The following is a 14775-nucleotide window of genomic DNA, read 5'->3' on the forward strand; positions in this document are numbered from 1 at the left end:
GACACCCCTTGAGTATGCTAAAGAGATTATGCCTGAATTAAATCCCAATATTGCGCTATTTCCACCAGTGATATTGGATAATCTGACTACAAGTTCTTACTGGAGGAGTGTAAATAAGGTCCCCAGACATTACAAAATTTTAAATTCATTTTGAGAGTGCATTCCACTATTAAATAACTCCCTTCTATCGATAGCGATATTTTCATTAATTTAACCATAAAATCATGTTCTTTGATTTTTTAGATAGCTCTTCAGATTTGATTAGACGGTTAGCATATTTAAAAATCTTTGATTGGTCCAAAGTACCACCCATCAAAAGAAAAGAGAAATTGGAAAGCCTAAACGAATAATATTGACTGCTGAAAAAAATTGGATATAATGCATTATATGAAACAGATTGCAAAGACGATTGATGCTCGGGGATTATCTTGTCCGATGCCAATAGTTAAGCTGGCACAGGCCATCAAGGAAGTTGAAATCGGCGGAGTAATAGAAGTTTTGGCTTCGGATCCTTCATTTATTCCCGATGTTGAAGCATGGTGCCGCAAAACCGAACAGATTCTCTTAGAAGTGATTGAAGAAATGGGGTTGATAAAGGCATATATCAAGAGAAATAAGTAGGGGAAGAGTGATGAACAATAGAGAGCGAGTTTCAATAATTGTCTTCAGTGGAGATTTAGACAAGTGTCTTGCTGCTTTTATCATTGGCACTGGAGCAGCCGCTTCGGGTATGCAGGTTGATATGTTCTTTACTTTCTGGGGTTTGAGTGTATTACGTAAAAGAGGGATAAAAGTAAAAGGAAAATCGCTTACGGAGAAGATGTTTGGAATGATGTTACCGAAAGGAGCAGACTCGCTTGCACTATCAAAGATGAATATGTTAGGGTTGGGAACAAAAATGATGAAAGAGGTGATGAAAAAGAAACGAATCGCCTCCTTACCCGAACTTCTTGAGATTGCACAACAATTCGGAGTGAATCTTTATGCCTGCGAAATGTCGATGAAGGTAATGGGTTTGAAAAGAGAAGAACTGATCGACGGAATAAAAGGAATAGTGGGAGTGGCTACATATCTGGAAAATGCTGCTAAATCTCAGATAACCTTGTTTATTTAAAAAGGCAATGAAACGAATCGGTTTTCTCGTCACCGGTGGTCCCTACACATTTGAACATCTTGATACGGTTTATCATTTAAGTAAAGCGGCTTTAGAAAAAGGTATTGCTGTCGATATCTTTCTTTATTTAGACGGTGTCCTGGCTTTGAATAAAAACATTAAATCACCTGGGGAACGCCATATTCCATCAATGATGACGGAACTTGTTAATGCGGGTGCGAAGATTGTAGCTTGTGGTGATTGTGCACACTTCAGGGGAGTATTTCGGGAAAATGTGGTTGAAGGAACAAAACTGACTGGTATTGCCACTCTGGCTGAGATGATTGACGAGTGTGACCGATTTATAAGTTTCGGTATAGACCAATGAAAAAAATAGTAATTTTGAGCACCAAACCACCCTACGGGTCTTCAATCAATGCTGAAGCATTTCGCGCGGGTTTGGGACTCGCATTTTCGGAAATGAAGGTTGATTTGATACTCATCGGTGATGGAGTTTATTCCGGAATAAAAAAGCAATCCCCAGAACAACTACAAATGAAGCCACTCTCGGAAGTTTATAAAAATATCACTGAATATCGCATAAATCTGTTTATTGATAAAGATTCAATCGAAGAAAGGAATCTAAAAACGGACGAACTGGTCTCAGCACCTTTGATAACGCGAGCACAATTGAAAGAGAAAATTAATACCGCTGATGTTATTTTAACATTCTAAAATATGAAAACCCTTTATCTTTTTACCCAAACACCAAACGAATTTAACATTAAATTATTAAAAAATTTAATCGATGATACTGATTGTGTTATATTTATCCAAAACGGAGTTTATTTTGCCAGACATGAGCTTGCCTTGGGTTGTCAAGGATATGTTTTAAATGCCGATTTAAAGGCGCGGGGTATTGAAACAGGTCTGAAAACAATTAATTATGATGAACTTGTTGATTTGTTTTTTACTTATGAAAGAATAGTCACAATATAGGAGGCCTTAATGAGTGAAATATTTGGAAAGGGTATAGATAAAAAGGCAGAGATAAAAGAAATAATAAGAAAGATACATCGCGGGGTGGGTGTGGGAGAGATGAAAAAAAAGTTTGCTGATATAATAAAAGGCGTATCACCAGAAGAATTAGCCAAAATTGAGGAAGAATTAATAAAAGAAGGAATCCCGGTTGAAGAGATACGCCGGCTCTGTGATGTTCATATTGCCTTGTTTAAAGAATCCATCGAAAAAGAATTACTCCTTGCACCGGAAGGACATCCAATACGGATCTTAATGGAAGAACATAAAATATTGTTATCATACGCGCAGGGAATAAAAAATCTTGTTGAAGGGCTAAAATTAAAAAAGTCTTTCAATGAAGTCAAAAATCAGCTTGATACACTTGAGGATATCGCTTCTCATTTTAAAGATTCTGAAAAGCATTATTTAAGGGAAGAAAATGTTCTTTTTCCCTACCTCGAAAAACACGGTATCACCCAACCCCCCGCGATTATGTGGTCTGAACATAATCAAATTCGTGAACTGAAGAAACATTATTATGATATTCTTGCAAAAAAGAATGTTTTAGATTACAACGAATTTATCAAACAGATTGATGAGGTTGGAATAAAAATTAATGAAATGCTTGTGAGTCATTTTTACAAAGAAAATAACATTTTATTCCCAACTGCAATGAAAGTAATTAACCAGGATGAATGGGGCGCAATCAAAAAGGAATTCACGGAAATAGGCTATTGCTGTTTTACCCCGAATGTTGCAGAAAAGAGTTTGGAATCAACCGGTGAAACGCTTTCTCATGTATCCGAAAACCGGATAAATCTTGAAACCGGTACTTTGACGATTGAAGAACTCGAAAATATCCTAAATACACTGCCAGTAGATATCACATTTGTCGATAAAGATGACACGGTGGTCTATTTCAGTCAAACAAAAGAACGAATTTTTACAAGAACCAAGGCAGTAATAGGAAGAAAGGTTCAACAGTGTCATCCACAAAAAAGCTTACATGTTGTTAATCAAATTCTTGATGACTTCAGAAATAAAAAAAGGGATTTAGCAGAATTTTGGATTAATATGGGCGGAAGGGTGATTTATATAAGATATTTCGCAGTAAGAAATAAAAGTGGCGAATATCTTGGATGTTTAGAAGTAACCCAGGACATTACAGAAATACAAAAAATTACTGGTGAAAAAAGATTATTATAGGAGGGTTTATGGCTAATCTTTTTTGTGCCAGCGAAGTTGTGGAAATAAGCATTGAAGCCCGGAAAAGAGGATTTGAATTTTATAAACGCGTAGCAAAAAAAACAAAATCCCCAGACATAAAAGAGACATTTAAATGGTTGGCGTCCCAAGAAGAAAAACAGATTGCCATGCTACAAGATATTCTGAAAAAAATTGAAGTCTGTCAGCCCTTTGAACTGTATCCTGATGAATACGCTATGTATGTGCAGGCATTATTAAAACGCCATACTTTTAATGATATAAAAAAGAAAGACTTATTAAAGAAAATCAAAACAAATGCGGATGCCGTGGATACAGCGATTGAATATGAAAAAGATTCTTTACTCATTCTCTACGAAATGAAGAATTTCGTCCGCAAACAGGAGAAGAAGATTATAAACAAATTGATAAAAGACACCCAGGCCGATATAAACCGACTAAATAATTTAAAAAAATGTCTGTCAAGCAAAGATCTTAAAACATGTCTGTTGAAATAAAATGAAGCAGGTCTATCTTGATAACGGATCGGCAACCAGAATTGACCCCAGGGTTCTTGAAGCGATGTTGCCTTTCTTAAAAGAGGAATATGGTAATGCTCAGAGCCTTCATTCTTTAGGTCAACGAGCGAAGGATGCTCTTGAGACTGCTCGGATAAGCGTTGCCCGATTGATAAATGCCCAGCCGGAAGAGATAATCTTTACTTCATGCGGTTCAGAATCTAATAACCTCGCTCTTAAAGGTATTGCTCATGCCTACCAGGAAAAAGGGAAACACATCATCGTTTCCAGTATTGAACATTTTTCGGTTTTGCAGGCAGCAAAAAGACTTGCCCGAGAAGGTTTTGAGATAACCTACCTACCAGTTGATAAGTATGGATTCGTCAAACCTGATGATTTAAGAGCAAAACTGCGAAACGATACCATTTTAGTTTCAATCCAGCATGCCAATCCCGAGATTGGAACGATACAACCGATAAAAGAGCTCACTGAAATTACCCATCGGGCGAATGCCTTATTTCACACCGATGCCGTGGCGAGTGCGGGTGTTATACCCTTGGATGTTAATAGACTTGGCGTTGACCTTCTGAGTTTTGTTGGTGCGACCATGCACGGGCCTAAAGGAGTAGGAGCATTATATTTAAAGAAAGGAACTCGAATTATTCCATTGATCGACGGTGGGGTTCAAGAATCAGGGAAAAGGGCGGGTACCGAAAATATTCCTGCGATCGTCGGTTTCGGCAAAGCCTGTGAAATTGCTCTTATGGAAATGGAAATAAATCAAGCAAAAATACAAAAATTGCAACAAAGATTGATTCAAGAATTACCGCAAAGGATTGAATATATTTATTTAAATGGCCACCCCCAGGAACGTTTGCCTAATAATGTAAATTTCTCAGTAGAATTTGTGGAAGGTGAAAGTATGCTTTTATTTTTAGATCAGAAGGGAATATATGTTACCAGCGGCTCGGCTTGTACATCACGAGCTTTGAAAATGTCCCATGTATTGGAAGCCATAAAGCTTGATCCCGCTGTAGCCCAAGGTTCGGTATTGATGGTGTTATCAAAGTATAATACCGAGGAGGATATTGATTATGTTCTCAATGAATTTCCACCAGTAGTTCGCCAATTGCGAGACATGTCTCCACTCTATGCTTATTTTTTAAAAACTGGAAAGAGAATGGAAGCCGGACCAGGCACTGATTATGAACACCATCATTAAAATAAGAAGGTGGACGACCGTCTAGTAAAATTGAAAAAGCCAAAAAACCTTTTAGATCTTCCTATTGAAGTGATGCCCACTCCGGCACGAGTCTTTATTCCGTTACAACAACATAAAGGATTACCAGCAATTCCGGTGGTAAAAAAGGGAGAAACGGTCAAAATTGGTAGCAAAATTGGCGAAGCAAATGGTTCTGTCTCGGCAAATATTCATGCCAGCGTTTCCGGAAGGGTTGTTGATATTAAACTTCATCCTCATCCTAATTTGAGAGAAAGTTGGTGTTGCATAATCGAAACGGATTATGCTAATAATTTGGCCCAAGAATTTTCTGATTTTGATTTTTATTCACTTCGTCCTGAAGAACTTCTTAATAAAATTGAGGAAGCTGGGATTGTAGGTTTGGGAGGCGGTGGGTACCCCACCGCTCAAAAATTGCGGGCGGCAATGACTCGGGAGTTAAATTTACTGCTTATCAACGGTTGTGAATCGGAACCCAACCTCACCGCCGATTATCGTATCATGCTTGAGTATCCTGAAAAAGTAATAGAAGGAGCAAAAATCATCCAGAAAATTTTGGATGTACCAAAAATGATTTTTGTTTTTACCAAGCGCTATCAAAAAGCCGCTGAATTATTTAAGAAAAAGGGAGTCCAAGTGAGGGTCTTTGCTGATAGTTATCCTCTTGGTGCTGAGCGTCTTCTTTTAAAAGAATTTACCAAAATTGTTCTTCCCTATGATAAGTTGCCCATCGATGCTGGAGTAGTAGTGCATAATGTAAACACATGCTATGCAATTTATCAGGCTATAAAGTCCGGCAAACCGTTAATTGAGCGCGTGGTTACAATCAGCGGTAATGCCATTAATAAACCAAAAAATCTCTTGGTAAAAATTGGGACACCAGTGCGCGAGATAATCCAGTACTGTGGAGGTTTGAGAAGAAATTTAAAGAAAATAATCTTTGGCGGAGTGATGACCGGCAATGCTCAGTTTTCTCTTGATACGCCGGTCATTAAAACCACTCCGGGCATCGTGTTTCAAGATACGATTATGAATGAAGAAACACGGGATTGTGTCCAATGCGGTAAGTGTATTGACGTTTGCCCAGTTGGTATTTTTCCTGCTATGATTTATAGAACTATCCGAAGGGGACAGTTTGAAGAGGCCCCTAAATACGGCCTTAACGAGTGTTTAGAATGCGGAAGCTGTGCTTATATTTGCCCCGCATTCATTCCCTTGGTTCACTATTTTAAATATGCGCGGCTGCGAAATGTTGCCGGATGATAATCTAATTGTTGTCTCCTCTCCCCCACATATTCACTCCGGTCTAAGTATAAAGAAAGCAGTATTCATTGTAATTTTATGTCTTATACCTGCTGTGGTTGTAGGAACAATGGTTTATGGTTTTTATGCATTGAGCGTGGTGTTAATAAGTGTCATTTCGGCCGTGCTCTTTGAGCAATGTTTTGAATATTGGCACAAGCAAGGTCGATTCATTACCGATGGCACAGCGGCTTTGACTGGACTGCTCCTGGGACTTTCCTTACCACCTGCGATTCCTCTCTGGATTCCTGCAATAGGAGGAGGTTTTGCCGTTATCATTGCTAAGCATGCCTTAGGTGGCTTGGGATTTAATCATCTCAATCCCGCATTGACCGCCCGGGCATTTCTAATGCTATCCTTTCCACAGATAATGATTACGAGTTATAAATCACCGTTTCATGGGACATTATTGGGGTTGGATACTATCACTACTGCTACCCCCCTCACACTATTAAAAAACACTGGTTATTATGGCACACCAACGGGTGTTTTAGAACAATTGCATAGTCCGGAAATGTTTAAACTCCTTTTTCTCGGTAATATTGGTGGATCTATTGGAGAGACTTGTAAAATTGCCCTTATCGCTGGCGGCGCCACCCTTTTGATATTAAGAATCATTGATTATCGAATCGTTACCGGTTACATGGTTAGTTTTTGCTTGATTAATCTCATTCTACCCGGAAGAATCAATCTTTTATTTCAACTATTTACGGGTGGATTGTTGCTGGGAGTATTTTTTATGGCCACGGATTGGGTAACTTCTCCAATCACCCCAGAAGGCCGCTGGTTATTTGGAATTGGTTGTGGCTTATTTACGGCCCTCTTTCGGTATACTTTGGAATATCCGGAGGGTGTAACACCCGCCATCCTGCTGATGAATCTTTCTGTGCCCCTGCTTGATAAAATTGTGGTTTGGAAAAGGAGTAAAAAATGGCAAAGAAATTAAATGCTAATTTAATCGTCTTTATTTTTCTTTTATTGAGCTTCATTGTAAATACCGAGATTTACTTTCACATCCGTCCCCTGATTGCACAGACAGTGACAAATAACAAGCAAGGAAGATTTAAGACCCTTATCGATGGTGCTGAATTTTTTACGATTATTCCCGATACCCTGTGGCAGGCACTTGATTCGGCAAAAAACTTAAAGGGATATATATTTAAAGTTTGGCCCAAGGGCTATGTTGGAATTATCCCAATAACTGTAGGAATTGATACGGCTCAAAGGGTCAGCGGTATCTATATCGGTGGTCCTGCCGAAGGTTTCAAAGAGACCCCTGGTCTTGGTTCTCGGGTTCGCGAGAAATCATTCCTTAACCAATTTTTGGGCAAGGAAATTTCTAAAATCGCATTAAAAAAAGACGGAGGTGAGATTGATGCAGTATCTGGGGCAACAATATCGTCCCGGGCAGTGTGTGAAGGGATCAAAAAAGGGTTTGAACAATTACAGCCTCTGCTGTTTTCATCTGGCAAGTCTGATATACGCCAGGAAATCTTTTCCGGTGCCAGAGTTTTTGAGGAAATTATAAAGGACACACTCTGGTATGCCCTATCTGGCGGTGAAACTTTGGGGCTCGTGTTCACCGGATATACCCTCGGTTACCTGGATACAATTAAATACCTTGCAGGTATAAATAAAAATGGCGGTATAGAAAGAATTATCATCACCTATTCTCACGAGACTGATGGAATCGGAGAGAAAATTAGAGAAGCAGAATTCCTCAATAAATTTAAAACCGAGATTCCCGACGCGATAAGTGGGGCGACAATATCTTCAATGGCATTAATAGAAAGTATCAAACAAAACCTCGAAAGATTTAAGGAATACCTTAAATGAAAGAATCCATCAATAAAGAAAAAGAATTTATACAAATCATCATGGGCACCATACCTTTGATAACATTTACGGATTCAATCACGAATGCCTTAACAAGCGGAGTTTTATTGCTTTTAACCTATCTATTATCAGCCACCATTTATCTACCAGTTGTTAAGAGGTTAAATGAGCCAGCAAAAACATTCACCTTTTTGATTATCACTGCGACTATCATTTCAATTTTTGATAATTTTATTGCCGGCTATCTACCCCAAATCCATATTGGTATAAACCAATTTCTGCCCCTCATTGCTGTGAATAGCTTCCTCTTTGCGGGATTAAGAAATCCGACGTTGACAGATTCAAATGCAAACTTTATTCTGTATCATACGCAGAAATGTTTCCATTGCATTTTTTTACTGACTATTATTGGAATGTGCCGAGAAATAATCGGGAAAGGAACTTTATTTAATCAACCATTGATAATTTCGGAACCTGATGGATATCTATTTTTGCCGGCAAGTTCATCTTGGGGTGCCTTGTTGATTGTCGCGATGGTATTTTTAGTTTACGGTCTGCAACGTAGAAAAAAATGAACGCAATTTTATCGCTCCTTTGGGAAACATTAACAAAAAATAATGTTTGCCTCTATTACCTGCTGGGAATCTGCCCGTTACTTCTCTATAATTTAAATTTAGGAGAATCATTCATTACCGGCTTGGTCATTATCCTCCTCATGGTGCTTGGTAATTGGGTAGTTTTTATTATAGAGAAAATTTTCCTTTTACCACTGGGATTGAGCTATATGCAAATTTCTTTCTTTGTTTTAATCATCTATCTCCTTCTCTATTATTCAAAAATTATGGTTAAAAGGCTGCCGGGGAACTTATCAGATTTATTTGATAACTACCCTGAATTCTTTTTCACCAACTATGCAATATATGGGGTGATATTTTTAAATCGATCCAGCAATTTGCCATTTTGGGAAACTACCGTTGCTTCATTTGGTTTTGGATTTGGTTATCTGGTAATATTAGTCCTCTTTATGCTGATAAAGGAAAAAATGAATATAAATGAAAGAATGCCTATCCCTGTTTTCCGACAATTGCTCATCCTCAGTTTGATGAGCCTGGTTTTTATGAGTTTGATTTTTAAGCAAAGATGAATAATCGTTTCCAGATCAATTTTACAGGAGAATTGAACAAAGAACAATGGGAAGCCGTTCAGATAATCGATGGACCCATTTTAATTCTCGCAGGTGCGGGAAGTGGCAAAACAAGAGTCATCACCTATCGCATTGCTTATTTGATAACAAAAGGAATAAATCCGGAAAATATCCTGGCAGTAACTTTTACTAACAAAGCAGCTGAGGAGATGAAAAATCGGGTTTGTTATTTGTTAAACCAAGATGATACCGGAGTTTGGATTCGGACTTACCATTCAACCTGTGCCCGAATTTTAAGGAACGAATCGGAAAAAATTGGAATTCCGCAGAATTTTGTTATATATGATGAAACCGATCAACTCTCTCTAATCAAAGAAGTGTTGAGTGAATTGAATCTTGACACTCGGGAGTTAAAACCGGATTTTGTCTTACAGTGCATTAATCATGCAAAGGAAAATTTGATTGACCCTGATAATTATTATAATCCAGTCGATGATAGATTCAGCAACATAATCAAAACCATTTATCGAATATATAATCAAAAACTTAAGGAGTCTAATGCCCTGGATTTTGATGACCTAATTTTAAAAACAATCGAATTGTTTAAAATCCAGCCCGAAATCCTTGAAAAATATCAGGAGCGCTTCAAGTACATAATGGTGGATGAATATCAAGATACCAACCGCGCGCAATACATTTTTACCAACTTATTGGCAGCAAAATACCGAAATCTCTGTGTGGTAGGTGATGATGATCAGTCCATTTATTCCTGGCGCGGGGCTGAAATCAGAAACATTCTTGATTTTGAACGGGATTACCCAGAAGCCAGAATTATCAAGCTTGAACAAAACTATCGTTCCACGAAAATAATTCTTAGAGCTGCATCAGAAGTAGTAAAAAATAATACCCAGCGGAAGCCAAAAATCCTTTGGTGTGAGAATGAGACTGGTGAGCCAATTGAATACTTCAATGCAGAAGATGATAAGCAGGAAGCACAGTTTGTTGCTCAGAAAATCCTCGAGGAACATTATCGAGGCATGGAATTTAGCGAAATCGCCGTTTTTTATCGTTTAAACTATCAATCAAGAATTTTTGAGGAATATTTCACAGAGTATAAAATTCCCTATGAAGTGATCGGTGGATTAAAATTTTATGAGCGCGCCGAGATAAAAAATATACTCGCATATTTACGAGTAATAAACAATCCTACCGATTCGGTAAGTTTGAAGCGAATAATAAATCTACCAGCCCGAAATATCGGAAAAGAAACACTTGATAAAATAATCAGATTTCAAAAAGAAAATAACTTAACACTTTTTGAAAGTTTAAGAAAAATTTCTGAAATAAATGGAATAAGTAAAAAAAGTTTAGAAAGTTTAGAGACTTTTATAAAAATGATAGAAAAATTTAGGGAATTGAGCAAAAAATTAAATCTCTATGACCTAACTCTCCGCATCGCCAATGAAACGGGTTATCTTGAATATTTGCATAGAAGAGAGACAGAAGAAGAAATCAATCGTCGTAAAAATGTAGAGGAATTGCTCATATCCATAAATGAATTTGTCAAAAATAATCCATCAGCCACAATTCAGGATTATTTAGAAGGTGTTTCTCTAAGAAGCGATATTGATGACTGGTCAAATGAGAAGGTCTCTTTAATGACATTACATAATGCAAAGGGACTTGAGTTTGATGTTGTGTTTATAACCGGATTAGAAGATGGGATAATACCGCATTATAAGGCAAGGGAAGAAGGACGGTATGAAGAAGAGAGAAGATTGCTATATGTGGGGATAACAAGGGCAAAGAAAAAATTGTATATTACAACCGCGGATAAACGTCGAAATTATCAGGGCAATTCTATTTTTACAAGAAATTCACCATTTTTAAAGGAGATACCCGATGAAGTCTTTGCAACATTATACAGATAGAATAAATAAATTTCGGAAATTATTTCCAATAACCAAAGATAAAATTTACCTAAATCATGCAAGCACCGGACCGATGAGTATAAACGCAAAAAAGGCAATTGAAGAATGTATAAAGGTCTATCAGAGCCAGGCAGAATTTGATTTCGAGACATATTTTGAAAAATTGCGCACCAGCAGAAAACTCTTTGCAAAACTTATCAATGCCGAACCTGAAGAGATCACATTCACCCATAATACATCAGAAGGGATATATATCGCCCTGATTAATCTACCTCTGAAAGAAGGTGATGAGATAATTGTAATGAACGAAGTCTTCCCCGCGGTCCGTTATGTTGTTCAATACAACATCCCAGGAATAAATAAAAAATTTGTGAATCTGTGTGGCGGAGATCCGCTCAAAATAATTAAGAAAAATATCACCCGTAAGACCCGTGCAGTGGTGCTTGACCATACCCAGTTCTTTACTGGAGAAATGATTGATTTATTCCCATTATCCGAATTTTTAAGAGATAGAGAAATATATCTTATTGTTGATGGGATACAATCAATCGGAGCGATTGAATTTGATACAAAAAAAATACCAGTAGATTTTCTTGCTTCGGGTGGTGGTAAATGGTTATTTGGGCCGGGTGGTGCGGGCTTTTTATATGTAAATAAAAGAAATTTCAAAATTTTAAAAAGGCTTCATACCGGTTGGCTCGGCGTTGACTGGAAGGGTTTTGAAAATTTTGAGACCTCTCCCCCACTATTTAATGATGCAAGGATGTTTGAAATGGGCACGAGGAACATAATTGGATTGAGCGGATTGACTGAACATATAAAAATCTTGCTGGAATTTGGTGTGCGTAATGTTGAAAATAGGGTATTAAGATTAAAGCGGCTGTTAAGAGAAGGATTTAAAAAATTAAATATCCCAGTAATTACGCCTGAAAAAGGACCACAATCAGGTATCATCACGATAAAGCCAGAAAATCCCAGAAAAGTATATGAATACCTGAACAAGAACAAGATAATTATCTCATTGCGTAATAATTGTTTGCGCTTTTCCCCCCATTTTTATAACACGGAAAACGAAATAGAAAGGGTTTTTGAAATATTAAAAAAATCCTTTAACTCTTAGCGAATAATGAATTTACCATACCTCGGACCGAGACAAAATTCATAGTAAAAATAACACCGGATAAATATTTCAATTTCCATTGCACATCGCTTTTACAATAGAGATTAAGGTAATTTCGTTTTTCCGATTCACAATTCATACTTACCAACCGGGTCATCGCACCGCACCTCCATTGTCTTCATATCGTTATCCCAGGTTATCTCCTTTATTTCAACATCACTATCTCTATCTTTGTTTTTCACTTCCATCGCCTCCCGCACCGAAACCGTATCCATCGCCTTATTAAACACCACCTTAATCTTTTGATAGATATCAACATCATGAGTACCTGCCTGTGGGTCGGTGGATTCCACCACCGGTGGTCCTTCCACCCGCAATTGAAAGATTGTCTCTTTGGATTGATGCGTTGGGTCATTGGTTAAATCCTTCACCCTGATTATCACCGGCAATAACTGATTTGGAGTTTCAAGGGTATTGGAAAGCTCATACTCAATCTGATACTCATGCTTTACCCCATCAACCTCAATAATTGATACCTTTGCCGGGTCAAATGCCTTATCAACCTGAGAAAAGTCCACAGTCAATGTTGAATTATTCCCAATATGCACCTTATCACTCAAATCAACTTTTAACCTGACTTTTTCTTTTGGTTTATACCAGTTATCTGTATCAAGATTCAATACCTCTCTCGTTGAGCCATTTTGGGGATTCTCTTGATATGATTTCTGAAAGACCGGCACAATCGCAAAGGAATAGCGATACTGAATCTCGGCACCTGAGGTATCAAGATTTGTTGGGATAAAAATAATCTCGGCAATATCATTCGGGTCTGAACCACCAATCGGAATTGGATAATTGTATGCTTTGTTATTTGCCAATATAATCTCACCCTTCTCTTTTGTGCCATTAACTTTTACTTTCACAAAAGGCACAGCCCAGATTAACTTTTCGCCATCACCTTCAAAATTGAAATAGAGCATCGTCCTATCATCAATCTGGACAGGCTTAACTACTCTGATATAATGGCAGGCAAGATGGGGTAACCAGATTGGTGAACCATTTGGAAAATTCCCCTCCTCCCAGGGCACCGGGGAACCAATGTTATCTGGCGGTCTATTGGCATAATGCTGATTGTTGTTGGGTGGAACTGTATTATATCTTTGTTCAATGTGAACTTCTGGATAATCGGCTCCCTCCTCATACCCATCCACCCCAGTCTTTATATAATTCGCACAGACAAAGGATTTGAAGAAATCCTGAAAACTTTTAAGTTTATCAAGTCCCGGGGATGTCTCTACCAGCACTTTCATCACACTATTACCCCGTTTGCACTCCGCAACCCTGCCAGATCACCCGAATCTGTCCAACACCCCGACGCTCCGAAATCAACTTCGGAAATATCACAGCCCCATACTCATGGTCACTATTAGAATTATCCAACGACCACTCAGGACAGTCAGTAAAATGATGAATATATCCTACATAATTATTCACATCATCATATACTTCATCCTCCATCCATACCGCAGTCCCCTCAATCCACCACTCAGCTTCTCCAGGATCATAACCCGTGAACTGAACCGCATGAAAAAACTCATGGGCAACAAAAACACCGCGCAACTGTATAGGGATATCATTATCTAAATGTATTCTAACTACATTAATCAAAAATTCTGTCTTGACTGAACCACCAGTATTGTAAAGATATACCTGAAGAGGTAAATACCCCCCTGAAATCTCCTTATATTTATACTCACCTATCTCCTGCTGCCAGGAAAAATTAAACCGCCCATAAAGGTCATCTATGTAATCTGGCACACCATTTTGATTATTATCTGCACTACTTATCGCATACTCACCCTCAAGCGTATACCTAAAGACAAAACGCCCACTTGCTTTCCAGGTCAACTACTCAATCGGAGGTAAATCAAGAATTATCTTGGTTGTGTCACCCGGATAATATGAAAAATAATTAAGCAACGCTTGTTTTATTCCAAAAGGCAGTGACATCCATTTCTCTTTTATCTCATCAATCACACCAGTGCCACACCTTAATCGAACTATGCCCCAAGGTATATCAGGTATCCTCGGTAACTTCGTGGTGTCAAATAAGGCATAAACCCTGTATAAAACTGCTGAATCAGGACTTAATCTCCCGATTCGCTCCCAATAATCAATACCACCCAGTGAACCCCGACGGTAAACCTCTCTTTGCCAAATTCTGGTAAAAAGATAGTAAGTTGTATCAGGTGCTTTAAACCCACTTTCCTCTGCCCCTGCCAGTGAGACCAAACACAGGGCAGAGATGATTGTGATCATTAAAGTCCTTTTGCTAAGCATTTATACCTCCTTTTTTAGCACTGAAACA

General features: G+C 38.1%; 18 protein-coding genes. 15 read left to right on the top strand and 3 right to left on the bottom strand.

Annotated elements, in window-relative coordinates:
* Positions 1-387: 387 nt before the first annotated feature.
* From ABIL39_00505 to ABIL39_00575, 15 genes are read left to right on the top strand one after another with little or no spacing between them, the layout of a single operon-like run.
* Positions 388-621: a sulfurtransferase TusA family protein gene (locus ABIL39_00505; GenBank protein MEO0164603.1), complete on the top strand. Its 234-nt coding sequence runs from the start codon at positions 388-390 to the stop codon at positions 619-621.
* A gap of 10 nt (positions 622-631) precedes the next feature.
* Positions 632-1114 (top strand): DsrE/DsrF/DrsH-like family protein, encoded by a 483-nt coding sequence (locus ABIL39_00510; protein ID MEO0164604.1) that lies wholly within the window; start codon positions 632-634, stop codon positions 1112-1114.
* Positions 1115-1121: 7 nt separating this feature from the next.
* Positions 1122-1481, top strand: coding sequence for a DsrE family protein (locus tag ABIL39_00515; GenBank protein MEO0164605.1), 360 nt, complete (start codon positions 1122-1124; stop codon positions 1479-1481).
* Positions 1478-1828, top strand: coding sequence for a DsrE family protein (locus ABIL39_00520; GenBank protein MEO0164606.1), 351 nt, complete (start codon positions 1478-1480; stop codon positions 1826-1828). Before ABIL39_00515 ends, ABIL39_00520 begins: the two co-directional genes overlap by 4 nt.
* A 3-nt stretch (positions 1829-1831) precedes the next feature.
* Positions 1832-2092, top strand: coding sequence for a DsrH/TusB family sulfur metabolism protein (locus ABIL39_00525; protein ID MEO0164607.1), 261 nt, complete (start codon positions 1832-1834; stop codon positions 2090-2092).
* 9 nt (positions 2093-2101) lie between these two features.
* Positions 2102-3319, top strand: coding sequence for a DUF438 domain-containing protein (locus ABIL39_00530; GenBank protein ID MEO0164608.1), 1218 nt, complete (start codon positions 2102-2104; stop codon positions 3317-3319).
* Between the two features lie 8 nt (positions 3320-3327).
* Positions 3328-3834 (top strand): ferritin family protein, encoded by a 507-nt coding sequence (locus ABIL39_00535; GenBank protein ID MEO0164609.1) that lies wholly within the window; start codon positions 3328-3330, stop codon positions 3832-3834.
* 1 nt (position 3835) lies between these two features.
* Complete coding sequence (locus ABIL39_00540) at positions 3836-5056, top strand: cysteine desulfurase family protein (GenBank protein MEO0164610.1); 1221 nt, start codon at positions 3836-3838, stop codon at positions 5054-5056.
* A gap of 9 nt (positions 5057-5065) precedes the next feature.
* Positions 5066-6337 carry an electron transport complex subunit RsxC gene (rsxC, locus tag ABIL39_00545; GenBank protein ID MEO0164611.1) on the top strand — a complete coding sequence of 424 codons (1272 nt, stop codon included), beginning with the start codon at positions 5066-5068 and terminating at the stop codon, positions 6335-6337.
* Positions 6324-7322: an RnfABCDGE type electron transport complex subunit D gene (locus ABIL39_00550; protein ID MEO0164612.1), complete on the top strand. Its 999-nt coding sequence runs from the start codon at positions 6324-6326 to the stop codon at positions 7320-7322. The genes rsxC and ABIL39_00550 overlap by 14 nt, the downstream gene beginning before the upstream one ends.
* Positions 7307-8212 carry an FMN-binding protein gene (locus ABIL39_00555; GenBank protein ID MEO0164613.1) on the top strand — a complete coding sequence of 302 codons (906 nt, stop codon included), beginning with the start codon at positions 7307-7309 and terminating at the stop codon, positions 8210-8212. The genes ABIL39_00550 and ABIL39_00555 overlap by 16 nt, the downstream gene beginning before the upstream one ends.
* Positions 8209-8787 (top strand): Rnf-Nqr domain containing protein, encoded by a 579-nt coding sequence (locus tag ABIL39_00560; GenBank protein MEO0164614.1) that lies wholly within the window; start codon positions 8209-8211, stop codon positions 8785-8787. Before ABIL39_00555 ends, ABIL39_00560 begins: the two co-directional genes overlap by 4 nt.
* The gene (locus ABIL39_00565) at positions 8784-9356 is read left to right on the top strand and encodes an Rnf-Nqr domain containing protein (protein ID MEO0164615.1); all 573 of its coding nucleotides are present in this window, start codon (positions 8784-8786) and stop codon (positions 9354-9356) included. Before ABIL39_00560 ends, ABIL39_00565 begins: the two co-directional genes overlap by 4 nt.
* Positions 9353-11287, top strand: a complete 1935-nt coding sequence (locus ABIL39_00570) for a UvrD-helicase domain-containing protein (GenBank protein MEO0164616.1) — start codon at positions 9353-9355, stop codon at positions 11285-11287. Before ABIL39_00565 ends, ABIL39_00570 begins: the two co-directional genes overlap by 4 nt.
* Entirely contained in the window at positions 11259-12407 is a 1149-nt protein-coding gene (locus tag ABIL39_00575) for an aminotransferase class V-fold PLP-dependent enzyme (GenBank protein MEO0164617.1), read from the top strand. Before ABIL39_00570 ends, ABIL39_00575 begins: the two co-directional genes overlap by 29 nt.
* Positions 12408-12535: 128 nt before the next feature.
* Here ABIL39_00575 and ABIL39_00580 read toward each other — a convergent pair whose 3' ends face one another.
* From ABIL39_00580 to ABIL39_00590, 3 genes are read right to left on the bottom strand one after another with little or no spacing between them, the layout of a single operon-like run.
* Positions 12536-13717: an Ig-like domain-containing protein gene (locus ABIL39_00580; protein MEO0164618.1), complete on the bottom strand. Its 1182-nt coding sequence runs from the start codon at positions 13715-13717 to the stop codon at positions 12536-12538.
* Between the two features lie 7 nt (positions 13718-13724).
* Positions 13725-14315 (bottom strand): hypothetical protein, encoded by a 591-nt coding sequence (locus tag ABIL39_00585; GenBank protein MEO0164619.1) that lies wholly within the window; start codon positions 14313-14315, stop codon positions 13725-13727.
* Positions 14316-14747, bottom strand: coding sequence for a hypothetical protein (locus tag ABIL39_00590; protein ID MEO0164620.1), 432 nt, complete (start codon positions 14745-14747; stop codon positions 14316-14318). It lies immediately after the preceding gene.
* Positions 14748-14775: the final 28 nt, after the last annotated feature.

The sequence above is a fragment of the candidate division WOR-3 bacterium genome (assembly GCA_039802205.1).
Taxonomy (GTDB): Bacteria; Hydrothermota; Tepidihabitantia; order SM23-42; family JAOAFX01; genus JAOAFX01.

Coding starts and splice junctions, on each gene's coding strand:
- ABIL39_00505 (MEO0164603.1), top strand. CDS start 388: ATGAAACAGATTGCAAAGACGATTGATGCTCGGGGATTATCTTGTCCG.
- ABIL39_00510 (MEO0164604.1), top strand. CDS start 632: ATGAACAATAGAGAGCGAGTTTCAATAATTGTCTTCAGTGGAGATTTA.
- ABIL39_00515 (MEO0164605.1), top strand. CDS start 1,122: ATGAAACGAATCGGTTTTCTCGTCACCGGTGGTCCCTACACATTTGAA.
- ABIL39_00520 (MEO0164606.1), top strand. CDS start 1,478: ATGAAAAAAATAGTAATTTTGAGCACCAAACCACCCTACGGGTCTTCA.
- ABIL39_00525 (MEO0164607.1), top strand. CDS start 1,832: ATGAAAACCCTTTATCTTTTTACCCAAACACCAAACGAATTTAACATT.
- ABIL39_00530 (MEO0164608.1), top strand. CDS start 2,102: ATGAGTGAAATATTTGGAAAGGGTATAGATAAAAAGGCAGAGATAAAA.
- ABIL39_00535 (MEO0164609.1), top strand. CDS start 3,328: ATGGCTAATCTTTTTTGTGCCAGCGAAGTTGTGGAAATAAGCATTGAA.
- ABIL39_00540 (MEO0164610.1), top strand. CDS start 3,836: ATGAAGCAGGTCTATCTTGATAACGGATCGGCAACCAGAATTGACCCC.
- ABIL39_00550 (MEO0164612.1), top strand. CDS start 6,324: ATGTTGCCGGATGATAATCTAATTGTTGTCTCCTCTCCCCCACATATT.
- ABIL39_00555 (MEO0164613.1), top strand. CDS start 7,307: ATGGCAAAGAAATTAAATGCTAATTTAATCGTCTTTATTTTTCTTTTA.
- ABIL39_00560 (MEO0164614.1), top strand. CDS start 8,209: ATGAAAGAATCCATCAATAAAGAAAAAGAATTTATACAAATCATCATG.
- ABIL39_00565 (MEO0164615.1), top strand. CDS start 8,784: ATGAACGCAATTTTATCGCTCCTTTGGGAAACATTAACAAAAAATAAT.
- ABIL39_00570 (MEO0164616.1), top strand. CDS start 9,353: ATGAATAATCGTTTCCAGATCAATTTTACAGGAGAATTGAACAAAGAA.
- ABIL39_00575 (MEO0164617.1), top strand. CDS start 11,259: ATGAAGTCTTTGCAACATTATACAGATAGAATAAATAAATTTCGGAAA.
- ABIL39_00580 (MEO0164618.1), bottom strand. CDS start 13,717: ATGAAAGTGCTGGTAGAGACATCCCCGGGACTTGATAAACTTAAAAGT.
- ABIL39_00590 (MEO0164620.1), bottom strand. CDS start 14,747: ATGCTTAGCAAAAGGACTTTAATGATCACAATCATCTCTGCCCTGTGT.